Origin of the sequence: Bradyrhizobium diazoefficiens, from assembly GCF_016612535.1 — a bacterium.
Lineage (GTDB): Bacteria > Pseudomonadota > Alphaproteobacteria > Rhizobiales > Xanthobacteraceae > Bradyrhizobium > Bradyrhizobium diazoefficiens_C.
In genome coordinates, this window is the sequence record NZ_JAENXS010000001.1 from 2953659 (window position 1) to 2972713 (window position 19055).

The 19055-nt window shown below is 63.6% G+C and carries 18 protein-coding genes and 1 pseudogene; 11 read left to right on the forward strand and 8 right to left on the reverse strand.

Annotated elements, in window-relative coordinates; translation table 11 throughout:
* Nucleotides 1-158: 158 nt before the first annotated feature.
* The 3 genes and pseudogenes from JJE66_RS13995 to JJE66_RS14005 all read left to right on the forward strand — a co-directional run bounded on the left by JJE66_RS13995 (nt 159) and on the right by JJE66_RS14005 (nt 3999).
* Nucleotides 159-1531: pseudogene (locus tag JJE66_RS13995) on the forward strand (tetratricopeptide repeat protein).
* Nucleotides 1532-1721: 190 nt separating this feature from the next.
* A complete protein-coding gene (locus tag JJE66_RS14000) occupies nt 1722-3644 on the forward strand; it encodes a propionyl-CoA synthetase (RefSeq protein ID WP_200514823.1) in 1923 nt (640 codons plus the stop codon).
* A gap of 94 nt (nt 3645-3738) precedes the next feature.
* Entirely contained in the window at nt 3739-3999 is a 261-nt protein-coding gene (locus JJE66_RS14005) for a hypothetical protein (protein ID WP_200514824.1), read from the forward strand.
* 223 nt (nt 4000-4222) lie between these two features.
* Here the strand turns inward: JJE66_RS14005 and JJE66_RS14010 are convergent, their stop codons facing one another.
* Nucleotides 4223-4918 carry a DUF1013 domain-containing protein gene (locus tag JJE66_RS14010; protein ID WP_200514825.1) on the reverse strand — a complete coding sequence of 232 codons (696 nt, stop codon included), beginning with the start codon at nt 4916-4918 and terminating at the stop codon, nt 4223-4225.
* Between the two features lie 265 nt (nt 4919-5183).
* Here JJE66_RS14010 and ispH point away from each other — a divergent pair, with 265 nt between their 5' ends.
* From ispH to rnhA, 3 genes are read left to right on the forward strand one after another with little or no spacing between them, the layout of a single operon-like run.
* A complete protein-coding gene (gene ispH / locus JJE66_RS14015) occupies nt 5184-6152 on the forward strand; it encodes a 4-hydroxy-3-methylbut-2-enyl diphosphate reductase (protein WP_200514826.1) in 969 nt (322 codons plus the stop codon).
* A gap of 6 nt (nt 6153-6158) precedes the next feature.
* Complete coding sequence (locus JJE66_RS14020; RefSeq protein WP_200514827.1) at nt 6159-7154, forward strand: homoserine kinase; 996 nt, start codon at nt 6159-6161, stop codon at nt 7152-7154.
* On the forward strand, nt 7151-7615 hold the full coding sequence (gene rnhA / locus JJE66_RS14025; protein ID WP_200514828.1) for a ribonuclease HI: 465 nt from the start codon (nt 7151-7153) through the stop codon (nt 7613-7615). The genes JJE66_RS14020 and rnhA overlap by 4 nt, the downstream gene beginning before the upstream one ends.
* A 140-nt stretch (nt 7616-7755) precedes the next feature.
* Here the strand turns inward: rnhA and JJE66_RS14030 are convergent, their stop codons facing one another.
* The 7 genes from JJE66_RS14030 to JJE66_RS14060 form a co-directional block, all read right to left on the reverse strand.
* Nucleotides 7756-8241: a peroxiredoxin gene (locus tag JJE66_RS14030; protein ID WP_200514829.1), complete on the reverse strand. Its 486-nt coding sequence runs from the start codon at nt 8239-8241 to the stop codon at nt 7756-7758.
* Nucleotides 8242-8349: 108 nt separating this feature from the next.
* Nucleotides 8350-8904, reverse strand: a complete 555-nt coding sequence (locus JJE66_RS14035) for a DUF924 family protein (protein WP_200514830.1) — start codon at nt 8902-8904, stop codon at nt 8350-8352.
* A 17-nt stretch (nt 8905-8921) separates the two neighbouring features.
* Complete coding sequence (locus JJE66_RS14040) at nt 8922-10607, reverse strand: long-chain fatty acid--CoA ligase (RefSeq protein ID WP_200514831.1); 1686 nt, start codon at nt 10605-10607, stop codon at nt 8922-8924.
* Nucleotides 10608-10800: 193 nt separating this feature from the next.
* Nucleotides 10801-12246 (reverse strand): serine hydrolase, encoded by a 1446-nt coding sequence (locus tag JJE66_RS14045; protein ID WP_200514832.1) that lies wholly within the window; start codon nt 12244-12246, stop codon nt 10801-10803.
* 188 nt (nt 12247-12434) lie between these two features.
* Complete coding sequence (locus JJE66_RS14050; RefSeq protein ID WP_200514833.1) at nt 12435-14231, reverse strand: glucan ABC transporter ATP-binding protein/ permease; 1797 nt, start codon at nt 14229-14231, stop codon at nt 12435-12437.
* 74 nt (nt 14232-14305) lie between these two features.
* Nucleotides 14306-14617 (reverse strand): HigA family addiction module antitoxin, encoded by a 312-nt coding sequence (locus JJE66_RS14055; RefSeq protein ID WP_200514834.1) that lies wholly within the window; start codon nt 14615-14617, stop codon nt 14306-14308.
* A gap of 34 nt (nt 14618-14651) precedes the next feature.
* Nucleotides 14652-14927, reverse strand: a complete 276-nt coding sequence (locus tag JJE66_RS14060) for a type II toxin-antitoxin system RelE/ParE family toxin (RefSeq protein WP_200515360.1) — start codon at nt 14925-14927, stop codon at nt 14652-14654.
* A 262-nt stretch (nt 14928-15189) separates the two neighbouring features.
* Between JJE66_RS14060 and JJE66_RS14065 the strand changes: the two genes are divergently transcribed.
* From JJE66_RS14065 to JJE66_RS14085, 5 genes are all read left to right on the forward strand, one after another.
* Nucleotides 15190-15561 (forward strand): hypothetical protein, encoded by a 372-nt coding sequence (locus JJE66_RS14065; RefSeq protein ID WP_200514835.1) that lies wholly within the window; start codon nt 15190-15192, stop codon nt 15559-15561.
* 116 nt (nt 15562-15677) lie between these two features.
* Nucleotides 15678-16082 (forward strand): phosphoribosyl-ATP diphosphatase, encoded by a 405-nt coding sequence (gene hisE / locus JJE66_RS14070; RefSeq protein WP_200514836.1) that lies wholly within the window; start codon nt 15678-15680, stop codon nt 16080-16082.
* Nucleotides 16083-16217: 135 nt separating this feature from the next.
* Nucleotides 16218-16820: a YqaA family protein gene (locus tag JJE66_RS14075; protein ID WP_200514837.1), complete on the forward strand. Its 603-nt coding sequence runs from the start codon at nt 16218-16220 to the stop codon at nt 16818-16820.
* A gap of 54 nt (nt 16821-16874) precedes the next feature.
* Nucleotides 16875-17405, forward strand: a complete 531-nt coding sequence (locus tag JJE66_RS14080; RefSeq protein WP_200514838.1) for a hypothetical protein — start codon at nt 16875-16877, stop codon at nt 17403-17405.
* Nucleotides 17406-17442: 37 nt separating this feature from the next.
* Complete coding sequence (locus JJE66_RS14085; RefSeq protein WP_200514839.1) at nt 17443-18843, forward strand: aspartate ammonia-lyase; 1401 nt, start codon at nt 17443-17445, stop codon at nt 18841-18843.
* The last annotated feature ends 212 nt before the right edge of the window (nt 18844-19055 follow it).

Genomic DNA, 19055 nt, shown 5'->3' on the forward strand with positions numbered 1-19055 from the left:
ATGCCCGGGCTTGTCCCGGGCATCCACGTTCTCTGTGCCGCGGCGAAGGCGTGGCTGGCCGGGACAAGCCCGGCCATGACGGCGCGAAAGCCCCATTTTGAACCCACTCTCCGTCCGCCGCGACAATGGTAAAAACCTGATGTTACGGAGCCTTCCTCATGTGCGGCCCGCGTTCTTCCGCGCAAATATCCAAAACCGCGTTGCGCGCCTTACTCCTCAGCGCGGCGGTCAGCCTCGTTTTCGCCGCCCCGGCGTCGGCTGCCGCCGATTGCGTGATGGGAAGCAAGGCCGCGCCAGCGGAATTGACTACGGCGTGCAGCGCCATTATCGACCAGATCTCGAATCCAAACTCCGACCGGGTCGCGGCGCTGCTGGTTCGTGCCGATGCCAATGCGCGGAGCTCCGGCGGCCTCACGCAGGCGCTGCGGGATATCGACCGCGCCATCGCGCTCGACGGCAAGAACGCGCGCGCCTGGCGCCTGCGCGGCGATCTGTTGCGAGAGGCGGGTGGCGATCTCAACCGCGCCACGTCCGATCTCAGCAAGGCGATCGAACTCGATCCGCGGGATGCCGAGGCTTATGAGCTGCGCGGCGTAGCCTATACCACTCAGCGCCGGCTCGACCGTGCGCTTGCCGATTACGACCAGGCGATCAAGCTGAAGCCGGATTATGCGCAAGCCTGGTCCGATCGCGGCGCGACCTATTATCTCAACGGTGACAACGAGAGAGCGGTCGCCGATCTCAGCGAGGCCTTGCGGCTCGATCCGAATCGGCCGCGCAGCTACACCAATCGCGGTGCCGCCTACAAGAAGCTCGGTCAGCTCGACAAGTCGGTTGCCGACGACAGCGAGGCGATCAGGCTCGATCCGAAAGCGCCGGAATATTACGACAATCGCGGGCTCTCCTATGCCGCGATGAAGGACTACGACAAGGCGATTGCCGATTACGACCAGGCGCTGCGGCTGGCACCGCGGCCGAACTTCTTCACCAACCGCGGCGATTCCTATCAGTTCAAGGGCGAGGGGCGGCGCTCGGCGACTACGAGGCTGCGCTGAAACTCGATCCGAATTTCGCGCAGACCTACAACAACCGCGCCGTGCTCTACACGAAGATGGGCGACCGCAAGAACGCGCTGGCCGATTACGAGAGCGCGCTGCGGCTCGATCCCGGCAACGCGAATGCCGCGGACGGCCGCCGCACCATGATGGCGGAGATCGCAAAGTTCGGCGCCGAGGCTCCGCGCCCGCTGGCCGCGAATTCCGGCAATGGCCCGTCGTTCGATTGTGCGGCGGCGAAGCGCGAGGTCGAGAAGGTGATCTGCGCTGATCCGCAATTGGGCGTGCTCGACCGCCAGATCGCCGAGACCTATGAGCGCGTGCTGAAATCAGCGGGCAAGCGCTCGGCGGGCGCCCTGCGCAGGTCCCAGCGCGATTTCCTCGCCACCCGCGACGCCAGCCTCCGCCGCCCCGGCGACGATCTGAAGAAGGTCATGCAGGATCGGTTGCAGCGGTTGAACGCGATGGAAGGCTAGTCGCTTTTCTTCGCCTTTCCCTGCAAGAACGGTGAGACAGGTAGCTTCATCTTCCTTTTCAGCTTGAACCGCGGCCCGTTCCCGGGAAAATACGCCTCAAACAAGGTCGGCACTTGATCCCTGTCATGGCGGGACCGACGTCCTGCCGTCAGGTCAAGGCAAGGCCAATAAAGGGAACGGGAGCGCTTGCATGAATGCCCAGGGAAACGTCGAGGGAAAGAGCCTTTATCACGAGGTCTATGCGCGCTCGCTGGCCGATCCCGAGGGCTTTTGGGCCGAGGCGGCGAAGGAGATCGACTGGATCGAGCCGCCGAAGAAGATCTTCGACCCCGCGCAAGGCGTTTACGGCCGCTGGTTCACCGGCGGTGTCGTCAATACCTGCTACAACGCGCTCGACCGTCACGTCGAACGCGGCCGCGCCGACCAGGTCGCGCTGATCCATGATTCGCCGCTGACCAATTCGGTCACCAAATTCACCTATGCCGAGTTGCTCGCGGAGGTGCAGGCGCTCGCCGCCATCATGCAGGACTTTGGCGTCGCCAAAGGTGATCGCGTCATTCTCTACATGCCGATGGTGCCGGAGGCCGTGGTCGCGATGCTCGCCTGCGCGCGCATCGGCGCGGTGCATTCCGTGGTGTTCGGCGGCTTTGCCGCCAAGGAGCTCGCGACGCGCATCGACGATGCGCAGCCGAAGCTCATTCTCTCCGCAAGCTGCGGCATCGAGCCCGGCCGTATCGTGCAGTACAAGCCGCTGCTCGACGAGGCGATCAGGCTCGCGGGTGCGAAGCCCAGGGCCTGCATCGTGCTGCAGCGCCCGCAGCTCATCTGCGACCTCACCCCAAGGCGCGACTATGATTGGGCGAGCCTGCGCCGCAAAGCAATGAACGACGGCAAGACCGCGCCGTGCGTGCCGGTCGCCGCCACCGATCCGCTCTACATCCTCTACACCTCAGGCACCACCGGCATTCCCAAGGGCGTCGTGCGCGACAATGGCGGGCATCTCGTCGCGGTGAAATGGTCGATGTTCAACCTCTACGGCGTCAAGCCGGGCGAGGTCTGGTGGTGCGGCTCCGACATCGGCTGGGTGGTCGGCCACAGCTACATCATCTACGGCCCGCTGCTGCACGGCGCGACCTCGATCATGTATGAGGGCAAGCCGGTCGGCACGCCCGACGCCGGCGCGTTCTGGCGCGTGATCAGCGAGCACAAGGCGGTCGCCTTGTTCACCGCGCCGACCGCGTTCCGCGCGATCCGGAAAGAGGATCCGGAAGGCAAGTTCATCCGGCAATATGACCTGTCGAAATTCCGCACGCTGTTCCTCGCCGGCGAGCGCGCCGATCCGCCGACCGTGGAATGGGCGGAGCAACAGCTCAAGGTGCCGGTGATCGACCATTGGTGGCAGACCGAAACCGGCTGGTGCATTGCCGGCAATCCGGTGGGGTTGGGCATGCTGCCGGTGAAGCACGGCTCGCCAACGGTGCCGATGCCGGGCTACCAGGTCGATGTGGTGGATGAAGCGGCCAAGCCCGTCGGTCCCAACACCATGGGCTCGATCGTCATCAAGCTGCCGATGCCGCCGGCCTGCCTGCCGACGCTGTGGAATCAGGACGATCGCTTCAAGGAAGCCTATCTCACAGAATTCCCCGGCTACTACAAAACCTCGGACGCCGGTTACAAGGACGAGGACGGCTATGTCTTCGTGATGGGCCGCACCGACGACATCATCAACGTCGCCGGCCACAGGCTCTCCACCGGCGGGATGGAGGAGATCCTGGCCTCGCATCCGGATGTCGCCGAATGCGCCGTGCTCGGCGTCAAGGACGCGATCAAGGGCGAGGTGCCCTGTGGCTTCCTGGTGCTCAAGGCCGGCGTGAAGCGCGCGCCCGCCGAGATCGAAAAGGAGATCGTCGCCCTTGTGCGCGACAGACTCGGCCCCGTCGCCGCCTTCAAGCTCGCCATCACCGTCGGCCGCCTGCCCAAGACGCGCTCCGGAAAGATCTTGCGCGGCACCATCAAGAAGATCGCCGATGGCGACACCTGGACCATGCCCGCCACGATCGAGGATCCCAAGGTGCTGGACGAGATCGGGGAGGCGCTGAAGGGGCGGGTGTGAGGCGCAGATGGGGCTTGAAGTGGCCGCATTTTTCCGCTCAACCCTGATCCTGAGGCGCGTGCTTGGCGCGCGTCTCGACGGATGAAAGACTGTCATGAATGCGAAGACGTTTCTTGCGACCGTGTTTGCGGGCCTCGCTCTCTCCGCCTGCTCGGCGCGTTACCAGACGCCGACCGCGATGGGCGGTGACGACGACAATGCGGTGTGCCTGAGCCGCGGCTATGCGGCCGGCTCGCCCGAATACGTGGCCTGCCGCAAGGACCGCGACGTGCAGCGCAGCGCCGCGATGTCCCGCGCCGACAGCCGACAGCGCGATCTCGGCGAGTACATGCTGAACCATCCGGATCGGCCGTAACGGGAGCGAAGGTCTCTCCCCCGTCATTGCGAGCGCAGCGAAGCAATCCAGAATCTTTCCGCGGAGGCGGTCTGGATTGCTTCGTCGCAAGAGCTCCTCGCAATGACGGTGTTGAGGAAGCGCGCCACCCCTCTACATCGTCGTCCTGGATAAGCGAGCCAAACAAAAACGCGGCGGGTTTTTCCGCCGCGTTTGCATTCGGTCGCGAATGTCAGAGCGAGGACTACTCCTCCTCTTGCTCCTGCTTCTTGCCGCCCAGCGTCTTCAGCTTGGCGAACACGGCGTCGACGTTGAGGTCGTCGCTCGACTTCTCCGACGTCTCGTACTCGTCCTTCTTGGTGGTCTCGGAAGCGGGCAGCAGGGTGGCGCCGCCATAGGCTGCGTCGATCGGCTTTTCCTTGGCCGCGCGCGCCACCTCGAAATCGAGTTCGATCTGCGAGCAGAGGCCGAGTGTGACGGGGTCGATCGGGGTCAGCTGCGAGGTGTTCCAGTGGGTGCGATCGCGAACGCTGGCAATCGTGCTCTTGGTGGTGCCGACCAGGCGCATGATCTGGGCGTCCTTGAGCTCGGGATGGCTGCGCAGCAGCCAGAGGATGGCGCTGGGGCGCTCGTGGCGGCGCGACACCGGGGTGTAGCGCGGGCCCTTGCGCTTGGGCTGGGGCGGCAGCACCACCTTGCTCTCCTGGAGGCGGAGCCGGTAATCCGGATTCTTCTCGGCCCGTTCGATCTCCTCGCGGGTCAATTGGCCGTTGGAAAGGGGGTCCATGCCCTTGATGCCCTGCGCGGCGTCACCGTCGGCGATCGCCCGGATCTCCAGGGGATGCATCTTGGTGAAATCGGCGACCTGGTCGAAGGTCAGCGCGGTGTTGTCGAGCAGCCAGACGGCGGTCGCCTTGGGCATCAGAGGTGCGTTGCTCATGGCAAATCTCCTTTGTGCTTCGCCCACCCCTTTGGAGGCGAAGTCGGTGGTCATCAGCGATGACTGGGAATTCGCGCTATATAAGCCCGGAGGGGGTAGTCACGCAATGGTTCTGCTATAGATAGTGCCTTGACAGCGCCCGAAAGGGGGCCCAATTCCCTCTCAAGTCGCTCTAAAGTCCAATCAGACCGCTTTAGGCCCTTTTCCATCCATCGACCGTCCCTCGCCAGAAGGCGAATCGGTGATTCGGTCCCGAGATTGCTCAATGTCAGCCAAACCAGACCTCAAGATCGTGCTTTGTTCTCCTCGCGGCTTCTGCGCCGGGGTGGTTCGGGCGATCGACACCGTGGAACGGGCGCTCGATAAGTATGGCGCTCCGGTCTATGTTCGCCATGAGATTGTGCATAACAAATACGTCGTCGACGGGTTGAAGAAGAAGGGCGCCATCTTCGTCGAGGAGCTGGCCGAGATCCCGGAAAACACCACGGCGCCGGTGGTATTCTCGGCCCATGGCGTGCCGAAATCGGTTCCGGCCGATGCGACGTCGCGCAATTTGTTCTCGCTGGATGCGACCTGCCCGCTGGTGACCAAGGTGCACCGCGAGGCCGCGATCCACTTCAAGCGCGGCCGCGAGATCTTCCTGATCGGCCATTCCCATCACCCCGAAGTGGTCGGCACGCTCGGCCAGTTGCCGACCGGCGCCGTCACCCTGATCGAGACCGCCGAGGATGCCAAGACCATCGCTCCGAAAGATCCGAACAACCTCGCCTTCGTGACCCAGACCACGCTGTCGATCGACGACACCGCGGAGATCGTGGCGCTGCTCAAGGAGCGCTTCCCGAACATCAACGGGCCGCACAAGGAAGACATCTGTTACGCCACCACCAACCGCCAGCTCGCGGTGAAGAAGGTGGCGCCGGTGGTCGATGCCTTGATCGTGGTCGGCGCGCCGAACTCGTCGAACTCGCAGCGCCTGCGCGAGGTCGCCGAGCGCGAGGGCTGCAAGGTCGCGGTGCTGGCGCAGCGCGCCGCCGAAATCGACTGGAAGCGGTTCGAAAACATCACCAGCCTCGGCATCACCGCGGGCGCATCCGCGCCGGAAGTGATCGTCGAGGAGATCATGGACGCGTTCGCCGAGCGCTTCACGCTGCATGTGGAAACGGTCTCGGCCGCGGAGGAAAACGAGTTCTTCCCGCTGCCGCGTCAGGTGCGCCCCGAAGCCGCCGCCGAGTAGACCTTTATGGCGGTCTACACCGACGTTGCCGCCGACGAGCTTGCGGATTTCCTGAAGCAATACGATCTCGGCGAACTGCTCTCCTACAAGGGCATTGCCGAGGGCGTCGAAAACACCAACTTCCTGCTGCACACCAGCCAAGCAAATCAGCAGGCCTCGTTCATCCTCACGCTCTACGAGAAGCGCGTGGCGAAGAACGATCTGCCGTTCTTTCTCGCGTTGATGACGCATCTCGCCGAGCATGGCGTCAATTGCCCGCTGCCGGTGAAGGCGAGAGACGGCGAGGCGCTGCGCGAGCTGTCGGGACGGCCGGCCGCGATCATCACCTTTCTCGAAGGCGTCTGGCCACGCAAGCCGAACGCGAACCATTGCGCCGGCGTCGGCGAGGGGTTGGCCAGGATGCATCTGGCCGGCGCCAACTTTGCCATCAAGCGGCCGAACGCGCTGTCGGTCGCGGGCTGGCGGCCGCTGTTCGATGCTGCAGCACACCGTGCCGACGAGGTGCAGCCGGGTCTGCGCGCGTTCCTTGGCCACGAGCTCGATTATCTCTCGAGCGGGGTCTGGCCGAACAATTTGCCCGAGGGCGTGATCCACGCCGACCTCTTCAACGACAACGTCTTCTTCCTCGGCGACAAGCTCTCGGGCATCATCGACTTCACCTTCGCCTGCAACGACATGCTGGCCTATGACGTTGCGATCTGCCTCAACGCCTGGTGTTTCGAGCCGGATCACTCCTTCAACGTCACCAAGGCGCGCGCCTTCCTCAACGCTTACGGCCGGGTGCGAAAGCTCACCGAGGCGGAAGAGGCCGTGCTGCCGCTGCTGGCGCGCGGCGCTGCCGTCCGCTTCCTGCTGACGCGGCTGGTCGACTGGCTCAATGTGCCGCCCGGTGCGCTGGTCAAGCCGAAGGATCCGCTGGAATATTTTCGCAAGCTGCGCTTCCACCAGAGCGTCTCCAGCGTACGCGATTACGGGCTGATGCCGTCAGGACTGGTCGCGTGAGCGAGCTCCCCAATGTCACGATCTATACCGATGGCGCGTGCTCGGGAAATCCCGGGCCCGGCGGCTGGGGCGCGATCCTGAAGTTCGGCGACAAGGAGAAAGAGCTGAACGGCGGCGAGCGCCACACCACCAACAACCAGATGGAATTGATGGCGGCAATCTCCGCGCTGGAAGCGCTGAAGAAGCCGTGCACCGTCGATCTCTACACCGACAGCCAATACGTCCGGCAGGGCATCACCGGCTGGATCCACGGCTGGAAGCGCAACGGCTGGCGCACCGCCGACAGGAAGCCGGTGAAGAATGTCGAGCTATGGCAGCGCCTCGATGCGGCGCTGAAGGCGCATGAGGTGCGCTGGCACTGGGTCAAGGGCCATGCCGGCCATCCGGAGAACGAACGGGCCGATCAGCTGGCGCGCGACGGCGTCGCTGTGGCAAGGTTGAAGACACGGGTGGCGGAGTAGGGCGATTGCTCGCTCTCTCAGTTCGTCATGGCCGGGCCTGACCCGGCCATCCACGCCTTCCTGCATGCGACCAAGAACGTGGATGCCCGGGAGAAGCCCGGGCAATGACGTCATCCTTGGAAAAAGCCGGGCCTGAACGCTTACAGCTGCCCGAGCAGCGTATCACCGCCGGACACCTCGACCTTGCCGGGCATTGCTTCGAGGTTCAGTTTCTTGACCACGCCATCCTCGACCAGCATCGAATAGCGCTTGGAGCGGATGCCGAGGCCGTTGCCGGAGGCATCTAACTCCATGCCGATCGCCTTGGCGAATTCGGCGTTGCCGTCGGCGAGGAAGATCGCCTCGTCGCGCTGGTCGGTGTCGCGCTTCCAGGCGTTCATGACGAAGGCGTCGTTGACGGAGACGATGGCGATGGTATCGACGCCCTTGTCCTTCATGGCGTAGGCGTTGAGGAAGATGCTCGGCAGATGCATCTTGTGGCAGGTGCCGGTGTAGGCGCCGGGCACGGCAAACAGCGCCACTTTCTTGCCCTTGAAGATGTCGTCGGTGGTCTTCACCTGCGGGCCTTCCGCCGTCATCACGCGGAATTTCGCCTCGGGCAGCTTGTCGCCAGTCTGGATCGCCATCGTCAGTCTCCCTGAAAATCGGTAGGGCTTTTTAGACCGTGTGGCGGCACTGCACAATGTTGCTGGCGGGGGAAGCGGCGAGGGCGGCGACCCTTCACCGTTATGTCATCAGCCCGCAAAGCCGCCGCTGTCGAGGAAGGCCCGCTCCTCCGCGGTGCTGTCGCGGCCGAGCAGGCGGTTGCGGTGGGGGAAGCGGCCGAACCGCGCAATGATATCGGCGTGCTCCCGAGCGTATTTCAGATTTTCGGCATTGTCGGTGTTTTCAAACAGCGCAACGCAGTGCAACTGGTCAGGCAGGTGCTCGGAATGCATGAAGGGCAAATAGAGGAACTCGAGCAGGAGGGGATCGATCCTGCGATCTGCGCCCCGCGCGATGGCGCGGCGGGCGACGTCACGCGCCAGCGGATCGCTGGCAAAGGCTTCCGGCGTGCCGCGGAACATGTTGCGGGGAAACTGGTCGAGTACGATGACGAGCGCGAGTGCGCCGTCGTCGCAGTCCTCCCACGACACCAGTTCGCCTGCCGCGGCCTTCTGCCAAAGCGGAAGAAAGCGGCGGCGGACCTCCGCGTCGAACGCGTCGCTGGGCTTGTACCAGCGCTCGCGACCGGCTTCGCGCCAGAAGGCGAGAACGCCGGCCGGCGTCATGTTGCCGATGTCAGTCATGAGCCAGCGAGGCGGCCTTACGCCGCCTGAGCCTTCTTCTCGTCGCGCAGCTCGCGGCGCAGGATCTTGCCGACATTGGTCTTGGGCAAATCGGCACGGAATTCGATCTGCTTGGGCACCTTGTATCCGGTGAGCTGCTCGCGGCAGAACTTGATGACGTCCTCCACCGTGAGGTTCGGGTCTTTCTTCACCACGAAGGCCTTCACCGCTTCGCCGGACCCGCTGTCGGGAACGCCGATCACCGCGCATTCGAGCACGCCCGGATGGCTCGCGATCACTTCCTCGATCTCGTTGGGATAGACGTTGAAGCCGGAGACCAGGATCATGTCCTTCTTGCGGTCGACGATCCTGGTGTAGCCCTTCTCATCCATGATGCCGATGTCGCCGGTGCGGAAATAGCCGTCGGCGGTCATCACCTTCGCGGTCTCCTCCGGCCTGTTCCAGTAGCCCGACATCACCTGCGGGCCCTTGGCGCAGATCTCGCCGGCCTGGCCGAGCGGGACTTCATTGCCGTCGTCGTCGCGGATCGAGATGTAGGTCGATGGCACGGGGATGCCGATCGTGCCGTTGAACTCGGCATTGGTGGCGGTGTTGCAGGTTAGCGTCGGCGAGGTCTCCGACAGGCCGTAGCCCTCGGCGATGGAGCAGCCGGTCACGGCCTTCCACTGCTCGGCCACCGGGCGCTGTACGGCCATGCCGCCGCCGTTGGAGATCTTCAACTTGGAGAAGTCGAGCTTCTTGAAGTCTGGATGGTGCATCAGCCCGTTGTAGAGCGTGTTCACGGCCGGGAAGCTGTTGACCTGATACTTCGCCAATTCCTTGATGAAGCCCGCGATGTCGCGCGGGTTGGGGATCAGCAGATTGCAGCCGCCGGCGCGCACCGCGAGCAGGTAGCAGGCCGTCAGCGCGAAGATGTGATAGAGCGGCAGCGCGCAGACGATCATCAGCTGATCGACATGCGGTGGCGCGGCCATCGCCGGTTGCAGCCAGGCGTCGTTCTGCAGGACGTTGGCGACGATGTTGCGGTGGAGCAGCGTGGCGCCCTTGGAGACGCCGGTGGTGCCGCCGGTATATTGCAGGAAGGCGACGTCGCCCGGCGACAGTTTCGGCTTGTTGAAGGTCGCACCGCGACCGGCCGAGATCGCGTCGTTGAACGACACCGCGCCCGGCAGCGACCAGGCCGGGACCATCTTCTTAACGCGGCGGACGACGAGATTGACGATCACGCCCTTGAAGCCGAGCAAATCGCCCATGCTGGCGACGATGACGTGCTTGACCTCAGTCTTCGCGATCACCTGCTCGACGGTGTGGGCAAAATTCTCCAGCACGATGACGGCTTCGGCGCCGGAATCCTTGAGCTGATGCTCGAGCTCGCGCGGGGTGTAGAGCGGGTTGACGTTGACCACGGCAAAGCCGGCACGCAGCACCGCGGCGGTGGCGACGGGATATTGCAGCACGTTCGGCATCATGATCGCGACGCGGGCGCCGCGCTGCAGGCCGCGTCCCTGCAAATAGGCGGCGAGCGCCAGCGACATCTGGTCGAGGTCGCGATAGCTGATCGCCTTGTCCATGCAGATGAACGCCTTGCGGTCGGCGAACTTCGCAAAGCTCTCCTCGAGGAGGTCGACCAGCGATGCGTATTGCGTCGGCTCGATATCAGCGGGCACGCCGGGCGGATATTGCTTGAGCCAGATGCGCTCCATGGAAACTCCCCTCTCTCACAAGAGCCCGTTGTGTCTCGGGCTTGCCTCATTGCCGACAGTATCGAGCCTGCCGGAACGGCTGGCAAGCGGTCGAGGCTTAGGGCAAAGGTCGGAAAGTGGCTACTGGAATCGTCGCAAATGGCTGCCGCAGGTGCGAAGTGCGGACGCAGCCTGACGGGCCTGGAGCGTTAACCTAGCTGTTGTTGGGCGCCGGCTTCGGTTTGGTGACAGCCTTGGGCTTGGCCGGCTTGGGAGCCTGATCGCCGCTCGCCACTGGCTTCTCGGCAGGCTTGGCCGCCGCATCGGGTTTGACCGCGGCGTGCTTGCTCGCCGCCGGCTTGGCCGCGGTCTTGGCGTCACCTTTGGCGTTAGGCTTGGCAGCCTCCGGCTTCGCCGCCGCTGTCTTGGCGTCCGCTCCCGCGCTAGGCTTCTTGGCGATACGCGACTTCTTACCACGCGCCTTCGGCGGGTTTTGCTGATCGGTGTCGGCTGCGACCGCCGCGACCAGGGCTGCGCCGGTGCGGGTCGGACCGGTGTAGACGACCACGGGCTCTGCTGCAGCCGGGGCCGAGGCCATCAGTTCGGACGCCTTCATCAGGGGCGGCTGAAGACCCGCGGTGAAGAACGTCACCTGAGCTTCGCCCCCGGTGGCGGAGGCCGATCCGCTGGTGCCGCCATTGGTCGCGATCAGCGCATCGTCGTCGTCGCTGGCCGGCCGCTTGTGGTGACCGCCGCACATCTCCTCGCGCAAATTCGGCGGCGAAGCATCGACCGGCACGAGGTTTTCGACCGTGCCGAGCGAGGGACGCAGCCACGACAGATTGTCCTGGCTGAAGCCGCGCTCGAGCAGCTGCGCCGCCTTTACCGCGCGCGCAGTTCCGGAGCTGGCGCCGAGCACCACCGCGATCAGGCGGCGGCCGTTGCGCGTGGCTGACGCCACGAGGTTGTAGCCGGAGGCGCAGATGAAGCCGGTCTTGAAACCGTCGGCGCCGGGATAGCGGCCGATCAGCTTGTTGAAATTCGCGGTGACGCGCTTGCCAAAGCGGATCGCCGGGATGTGCACGAAATATTCGTACTCCGGCAGGTCGCGCAGGAACGAGCGCGCGAGAATACCGAGGTCGCGCGCCGAGGTGACGTGTCCATCCGCAGGCAGGCCGTTGGGATTGACGTAGTTCGTCTGCGTCATGCCGAGCCGCTTCGCGGTGTCGTTCATCATCGCGGAGAAGCCGTCGATCGAGCCGCCGACGCCTTCCGCCAGCACCACGGCCATGTCGTTCGCCGACTTGACCATCATCATTTTCAGCGCGTTGTCGACGGTGAGCTGCGTTCCCGGACGGAGGCCCATCTTCGAGGGCGACTGCGAAGCCGCCGTCGGTGACACCGTCAGCAGCGTGTCGAGCGTGATCTTACCGTCCTTGACCGCCTTCAGCGTCACATAGGCGGTCATAATCTTGGTGACGGAGGCCGGATACCAGGGGACGGTCGCATTCTCCGCCTGCAGCACCTTGCCGCTATCGGCTTCGATCAGCAGCAACGCTTCGGCATGCGCATTGCGCGAGGCGAGCAGCGCACCGACTGCGAGGGCCGCAGCGAACAGGTTGAACAGGGACTTGCGAAGCAGCGGGCGAAAGGCGTGCACTATCCGATTCCGGTCCTTGGAGATCCGCCGGTTCCGGACGGCTCTCGTGATCTCTGTTCGGTTCTGAAATCCAGCGCCGCCGCTTGCGGCCGCGCAAACCTATACCGGCTCATGTGTCGAGAATAGGGGTTTCCGGGTCGTATTCCGCAATGAAATAGGCTGAATTTCGACGATGCTAGGGGGACTTGTTAAGGGGACTTGGCGGCAGTCGCGACTGCCTCAGCCGCTGTCACGCTGGGCCGTGCGTTCTGATTCACCATGAACTGGGCTTTCGCGAGCTCGGCGAAATGGCCGCCTTTGGCCACGAGTTCATCGAAAGTTCCGCTTTCGATCACCCGTCCGTTCTCGAACACCAGGATCCGCGTGGCATTGCGGATGGTGGAGAGGCGGTGGGCGATCACGAAGGTGGTGCGGCCCTTCATCACTTCATCGAGAGCAGCGTTCACCTTGGCCTCGGTGACGGCATCGAGCGCGCTGGTCGCCTCGTCCAGGATCAGGATCGGCGGGTCCTTCAGCAGCGCGCGCGCTATCGACAGCCGCTGCCGCTCGCCGCCGGAGAGCATGCGGCCGCGTTCGCCGGCATTGGTCTCGAAGCCGCCGCTGCGCTCGATGAAGTCGAGCGCCTGCGCGCGCTCGGCCGCCTTGCGCATCTCGGCCTCGGTCGCATCCGGCTTGCCGACGCGCAAATTCTCCGCGATCGAGCGGTTGAACAGCAGCGCTTCCTGGAACACGACGCCGATGTTTCGCCGCAGCGATGTCAGCGTAACGCCGCGCACGTCCATGCCGTCGATCCTGATGAAGCCGGATTGCGGATCGAAGGCGCGATGCAGCAGCGCGATCGCAGTCGACTTGCCGGCGCCGGTCGGGCCGACCAGCGCGATGGTCTGGCCGGGCAGCGCGGTGAAGGAGAGGTCTTCGATCGCCGGCCGCTTGCCGTCATAGGAGAAGGTGACGTCGTTGAACTCGACCAGGCCGGAGAGCCGCCCCGCATCGATCGCATCGGGCCGGTCGTGCACCGCGGGCACGGCATCGAGCACGTTGAAGAACTCGCGCAGGCGCGGGGCTTCCATGAAGACGTTATTGATGAAGCTCACGACCTGCTCGAGCTTCTGGATCAGCAAGGTCGCAAAGCTTACGAACATCACGATCTCGCCGACCGAGGTCAGGCCCTGGTCGTGCAGCGCGATGCCGAGCGTGAAGATCGCGAGCACCGTGATGGTGGTGGAGGCGCGCGTGATCACGGTGACGAGCGCCCACCACGACAGCACCGGCATCTGGGCCGCAAGCAACTGGTCGGCGATGGAGCGCAAGCCCTTCACCTCGGATTCGACGCGAACGAAACTCTGCACCAGCGCGACGTTGCCGAGCGCGTCGGAGGCGCGCGCGGAGAGCTCGCTGTATTGCTCCTCGACCGCCATCTGCATGCCGAAAGTCTTGCGCACGACGAAGGTCGTCAGCACGGTGAAGACGACGCAGAGCACGAACAGCAGGATCGCCATCCGCCAGTTCAAATAGAGCGACAGCGGCAAGAGCACCACCACCGACAGGATCGCGGCAAAGTGCTCGCGGAAGAAGCCGAGCCAGAGCCGCCACAGCGCGTCGGTGCCGTTGAGCATCACCTTCATCAGCCGGCCCGAATGGGTGCCGGAGTGGAAGGTCAGCGGCAGTTGCAAAATGTGCTCGAAATAGCTGGTCAGCACCGCCTGGCGCTGGCGGTGGGAGAGCCGGTCGGCCTGCAGCGCCACGATCGCGCTGCAGCCGATGGTGAACAGGCCGAACGCGACCCACGCCATGAGGAACGGCCAGGCCGAATTCGAGCCGGCGACCGTGTTGCCGGAGAGCACGTCGACGATCCGTCCGAACAGCACCGGCTCAGCGAATTGCGAGCCGGCCAGCAGGAGATTGGCGAATGCCAGGAGCCAGCCCAGCCGCGCCTCTTTGCCGAGGAGCTCGAGGACACGAGTGTAGAGGCTGAAGATGGACATACGATACGCTGGACCGTGAGAAGGTCGTCAGTCAACCAGTTGAACGATTGCAAGGCTACACTGGTGTGGACGGCTCAGGCCACCTTCAAGGTGGGAATATGGCTGACGTCCACCGTCTGTTCCGCGTGCCAGGTGTCGCAGGCAGCCTGCATCCGGACCCAGATCCCTGCGCCACCCCCAAACAGCTTTCCGACGCGCACCGCCACCTCCGGCGACAGTGGCTTCTTCTCTTCCATGATGTCGTGAAGGTGCTGTCTCGAAATGCCCAACAGGCGCGCGATCTCGACCTTGGTCTTGCCTGAGGCCGGCAGCATGTCCTCGCGAAGCACCGCGCCGGGATGAACGGGGCAGCGGCGGAGATTTCTCTTGGCAGGATATTCGACCATGGCAGCTCCACGCCGAGTTACTCTCGGCTCGGTGTCAGTGATATTGCTCGAAATCGACCCGATATGCATTGCCGTTCTCGAATTCGAAAGTGATGCACCAAGGACCATTCACATGGACGGTGTATCTGACCGGCTTCCCGTGCAGACGATGGAACTCAAAGCCGAGCACATTCATGTCCTCAGGAAGAGCGGCACTATCGAGTTGATCGAGCCATCGCAGGATTCTGGCGTGCATCTTCGAATCGATCTTTGCTGTCCTTCCCTTAGACCAAAGATCGCCAAGAGCCTTGTTCCGGAAAGACTTGATCAACGTGCTGCCAAAAGCTGATGCGAAGATCAACGTAAGCTATCTGCTTACAAACGTCAACCGGTCGCCGGTTCCGCGTTGTTATGGCCTGATTCACGCCAACATGAACGGCTGATGAGCGGCGGTTGCGTCATGATCACGCAAGATCGTTCAGCTTGTGTTGGGGTTGGGGAACCCAACATGGGATGCGGGTGTTTGAAGGACATGAGCCTGTCTCGAGGCACCGTTGAAGGTCCCAAGGAGGGTCCAAGAGGAGATCCAAGTCATGTTTGACCGATTTTCGAAGTGTGCCGGCCGCAAGGCCGTTCTCGCCACCGCGGCGGTGCTAGCGCTGACCAGCGTCGCTCCCACCGCATCGATCGCAGGCGGCCGTCACTGGCATGGCGGCGGCGGCGCGGCCTTTGCCGGCGCGGCCATTGCCGGCGCCATTGGCACTGGCCTTGCGATTGCCGCAACCCGTGACGCCTACGCCTATGACAACGGGCCCTATTATGGCGGTCCCGCCTATTACAGCGGACCTGCCTACTATGGTGATGGACCCTATTACGGTCCGGGCCCAAACTATCAATATCAGCGCTATGGCGGCACGGCTCCGTCCGAGCTCTGCGGCCAGGGCTACTACACCAACTGCTACTAGCTTTAGCTACGAAGGATTGACCACAACAGGCTGTCGTGCTTGCCGCGACGGCCTGTTTTGCCTTTATTGTCGGGCGTTAACGCGCTCGCCATTGCTTTAGAGTAGTTTTCAGAACCATGAGTGATTCGCTTGAGCGGCTATATCTGGCTGTGCTCGCGGCCAGAGATCTTGATCCGGCAACATCGCGTACGGCCCGGCTGTTTCAGCGTGGGCCCTCCAAAATGGCGAAAAAGCTGGCCGAGGAGGCGATCGAGGTCGCGATCGACGCCGTCAACGGCGACAGCAAGGCCGTGGTCCGGGAAAGCGCCGATCTGCTTTACAATCTCACCGTGCTCTGGGCCTCGGCCGGCGTGCGTCCTGAAGACGTCTGGCGCGAGATGTCGCGGCGCGAGGACATGCTCGGCATTGCCGAGAAGCTGCCCAAATCGCCGATGAAGCTGCCCAAAGTCGCGTCACCGTCCATCTCTGCCCGGCGGCCAATTGCCGCGCTCGAGGGCCGCGCGGCGCGCAAGCGGCACTAAAGCGCGATGAAATTGGGTCGAAGCGTCATCGCGCTTTAGGTCGTTGTTTGAGCGTGATCTTTTCGGAAAACCGCTACACACTTTTCCGGATCACGCTAGAACCGTCACAAAACTGGCGATGGACAAATCCGTCCCATGGTGCTTCATCGCGGCGCCATGCTCAAACGTATCTACGACTGGTGCATCGACGCCGCTCACAAGCCCTACGCGCTCTGGATCCTGGGTGCCGTGGCCTTCGCCGAAAGCTCATTCTTTCCGGTCCCACCGGACGTGATGCTGGCGCCGATGTCGTTGGCGCGCCCGCAGCGCGCATGGATGTTTGCAGCCATTTGCACTGCGGCTTCAGTGGCGGGCGGCGTCCTGGGTTATGCCATTGGCTCATTACTCTACGACTCGGTCGGCCTGTGGCTGATCCATCTCTATGGGCTTGGCGACAAGATTGATGCGTTTCGCGACTCCTACGCCAAGTGGGGTGCCGTCATCATCATCGGCAAAGGGCTCACGCCCATCCCGTACAAGCTCGTCACCATCGCTTCGGGATTTGCCGGCTACAACATCTGGCTATTCGTGCTGTGTTCTATTGTCGGCCGTGGCATTCGGTTTTTTCTGGCAGCGATAGTCATCAATCGCTATGGCGATTGGATCCGGGTCAGGCTCGAGCGAAATCTCGGCTTGTGGGTCGCGCTCGGCGCCCTGGTGCTGGTGCTCGGCTTCGTCGTGGCGATCAAGCTGATCTAGGATTTGGATCCACAGCGCTTTGACGCCGCGCCGGCTTCGGCTACGGTTGCCGGCATGATGGTTCGATCCGGCAATCCGGTCCTGCGGCTCGGGACGCTGACTTCAGGAGTGCTGTTGGCCCTGCTCGCTGCCGGCGGGCCCGGATGGCCACAATCGGCGCCGCCGACGTTCGGTCTGCAGGAACAGGGGCCGCAGGCCGCGCCGCCGCCATCGACGCCCGCTGCGCCGGCGCGTGAGGACAGTCCCGGGCTGATCCACGAAATGGGCAAGCTGTTCGACAAGCTGCCCTCGATTCTGCCGCCGATCAAAAGCCCACGCGAGACCATGAACGATCTGTCGCGGCTGGCGCGGCCGTCCACCATGGTGTCGGGACGCGTGGCCTGTCCGGTTTCCTCCAACGGTGCGCCCGACTGCAAGCTCGCCGCCGACCAGCTTTGCCAGAGCAAGAGCTACAAGGAAGGCAAGAGCCTGAACACCGATTCCGCCGAGAAATGCTCGGCCAAGGTTCTCATTCCGGGCAGGCAACGCAAACCGGATGATTGCCGTACCGATACCGTCGTCACCAGCGCGCTGTGCCAGAACTGATGCGAGTGAGCCCGCGCGCGAGCAGCAAGGAGCGCCCATGAGCCGTACGGAGCAGGATTTCCTCGGACAGCGTGAGATCGCCGACGACATCTATTACGGCGTCCAGACCATCCGGGGTAAGGAGAACTTCCACATCACCGGCATTCCGATGAACCAGGAGCCTTACTTCGTGAAGGCGCTGGGTTACGTCAAGAAGGCCGCGGCGATGGCCAACCGCGATCTCGGCGCGATCGACACCAAGGTGGCCGACGCGATCATCCTTGGCTGCGACCGCGTCATTGCCGGCGACATGATGGATCAGTTCGTCACCGACTTCATCCAGGGCGGCGCCGGCACCTCGACCAACATGAACGCCAACGAGGTGATCGCCAACCTCGCGCTGGAAGCGCTCGGCTTCAACAAGGGCGACTATCAGCACGTCAGCCCCAACGATCACGTCAATTACGGCCAGTCGACCAACGACACCTATCCGACCGCGTTTCGGCTGGCGCTGATCCTGCGGCTCGAGAGCTACATGACGGCGCTGCGCCAGCTCCAGGAAGCCTTCTTCGCCAAGGGCCGCGAGTTCGACCGCGTGCTGAAGATGGGCCGCACCCATTTGCAGGACGCGGTGCCGATGTCGCTCGGCGCCGAATTCCGCGGTTGGGGCACCACGATGGGCGAGGAGGTCGACCGCATCTCCGAGGCGCGCGCGCTGCTGCGCGAGATCAATCTCGGCGCCACCGCGATTGGCACCTCCGTCACCGCGGCGCACGGTTATCCAAAACTCGCGGTCCGGCATCTGAGCGCGCTGACCGGCGTCGACTTCATCCTCGCCGGCGATCTCGTCGAGGCGACCTCGGACACCGGCGCTTATGTGCAGCTCTCCGGCGTGCTCAAGCGCACCGCGAGCAAGCTGACGAAAATCTGCAACGACATCCGCCTGCTCGCCTCCGGCCCGCGTGCCGGCTTCAACGAGATCAATTTGCCGCAATTGCAGCCGGGCTCATCGATCATGCCCGGCAAGGTCAATCCGGTCATCCCCGAGGTCGTCAACCAGACCAGCTTCCTCGTCATCGGCCTCGACACCACGGTGACGCTCGCTGCGTCGGCCGGCCAGCTCCAGCTCAACGTGATGGAGCCGGTGATCTCGTTCGCACTGTTCTTCTCGATCCGTACCATGGAGCGCGCCGTCAACAGCCTGCGCGAGAACTGCGTTGTCGGCATCACCGCGAATGAAGAGCACACCCGCAACATGGTGCTGAACTCGCTCGGCATCGTCACGGTGCTGAAGCCGCTGCTCGGCTACAAGCAATGCGCCGAGATCGCGCGCGAGGGCTACAAGAGCGGCAAGTCGCTGCACCAGATCGTGGTGGTCGAGCGCAAATTGCTGACGCAGGAGAAATGGGACGAGATGTTCTCGTTCGAGCGGCTGATCAATCCGGACATGATGGAGTGATCTCATCGCTCGCAGGTGCCACACCTCTCCCACAGGGAGAGGTCGGCGCGTAGCGCCGGGTGAGGGGTTACGCTCGCTCGTGGGACTTGATCCCCTCACCCGAATTGCTGCGCAATTCGACCTCTCCTTACGGGAGAGGTGAGAGAGGAATTCCGCGGGTTGGAATTGCGGTAACGGCGTCCGCCACGGCGGCAAAACGCAATACTTGACAG

What these genes read in the sequence shown, in the direction of transcription:
- JJE66_RS14055 (WP_200514834.1), bottom strand. Translation starts at nt 14,617, where the DNA reads ATGGTCGAATATCCTGCCAAGAGAAATCTCCGCCGCTGCCCCGTTCAT.
- JJE66_RS14065 (WP_200514835.1), top strand. Translation starts at nt 15,190, where the DNA reads ATGTTTGACCGATTTTCGAAGTGTGCCGGCCGCAAGGCCGTTCTCGCC.
- JJE66_RS14085 (WP_200514839.1), top strand. Translation starts at nt 17,443, where the DNA reads ATGAGCCGTACGGAGCAGGATTTCCTCGGACAGCGTGAGATCGCCGAC.
- ispH (WP_200514826.1), top strand. Translation starts at nt 5,184, where the DNA reads ATGTCAGCCAAACCAGACCTCAAGATCGTGCTTTGTTCTCCTCGCGGC.
- JJE66_RS14030 (WP_200514829.1), bottom strand. Translation starts at nt 8,241, where the DNA reads ATGGCGATCCAGACTGGCGACAAGCTGCCCGAGGCGAAATTCCGCGTG.
- JJE66_RS14000 (WP_200514823.1), top strand. Translation starts at nt 1,722, where the DNA reads ATGAATGCCCAGGGAAACGTCGAGGGAAAGAGCCTTTATCACGAGGTC.
- JJE66_RS14020 (WP_200514827.1), top strand. Translation starts at nt 6,159, where the DNA reads ATGGCGGTCTACACCGACGTTGCCGCCGACGAGCTTGCGGATTTCCTG.
- JJE66_RS14010 (WP_200514825.1), bottom strand. Translation starts at nt 4,918, where the DNA reads ATGAGCAACGCACCTCTGATGCCCAAGGCGACCGCCGTCTGGCTGCTC.
- JJE66_RS14040 (WP_200514831.1), bottom strand. Translation starts at nt 10,607, where the DNA reads ATGGAGCGCATCTGGCTCAAGCAATATCCGCCCGGCGTGCCCGCTGAT.
- JJE66_RS14075 (WP_200514837.1), top strand. Translation starts at nt 16,218, where the DNA reads ATGGTGCTTCATCGCGGCGCCATGCTCAAACGTATCTACGACTGGTGC.
- JJE66_RS14005 (WP_200514824.1), top strand. Translation starts at nt 3,739, where the DNA reads ATGAATGCGAAGACGTTTCTTGCGACCGTGTTTGCGGGCCTCGCTCTC.
- hisE (WP_200514836.1), top strand. Translation starts at nt 15,678, where the DNA reads ATGAGTGATTCGCTTGAGCGGCTATATCTGGCTGTGCTCGCGGCCAGA.
- JJE66_RS14035 (WP_200514830.1), bottom strand. Translation starts at nt 8,904, where the DNA reads ATGACTGACATCGGCAACATGACGCCGGCCGGCGTTCTCGCCTTCTGG.
- JJE66_RS14080 (WP_200514838.1), top strand. Translation starts at nt 16,875, where the DNA reads ATGATGGTTCGATCCGGCAATCCGGTCCTGCGGCTCGGGACGCTGACT.
- JJE66_RS14050 (WP_200514833.1), bottom strand. Translation starts at nt 14,231, where the DNA reads ATGTCCATCTTCAGCCTCTACACTCGTGTCCTCGAGCTCCTCGGCAAA.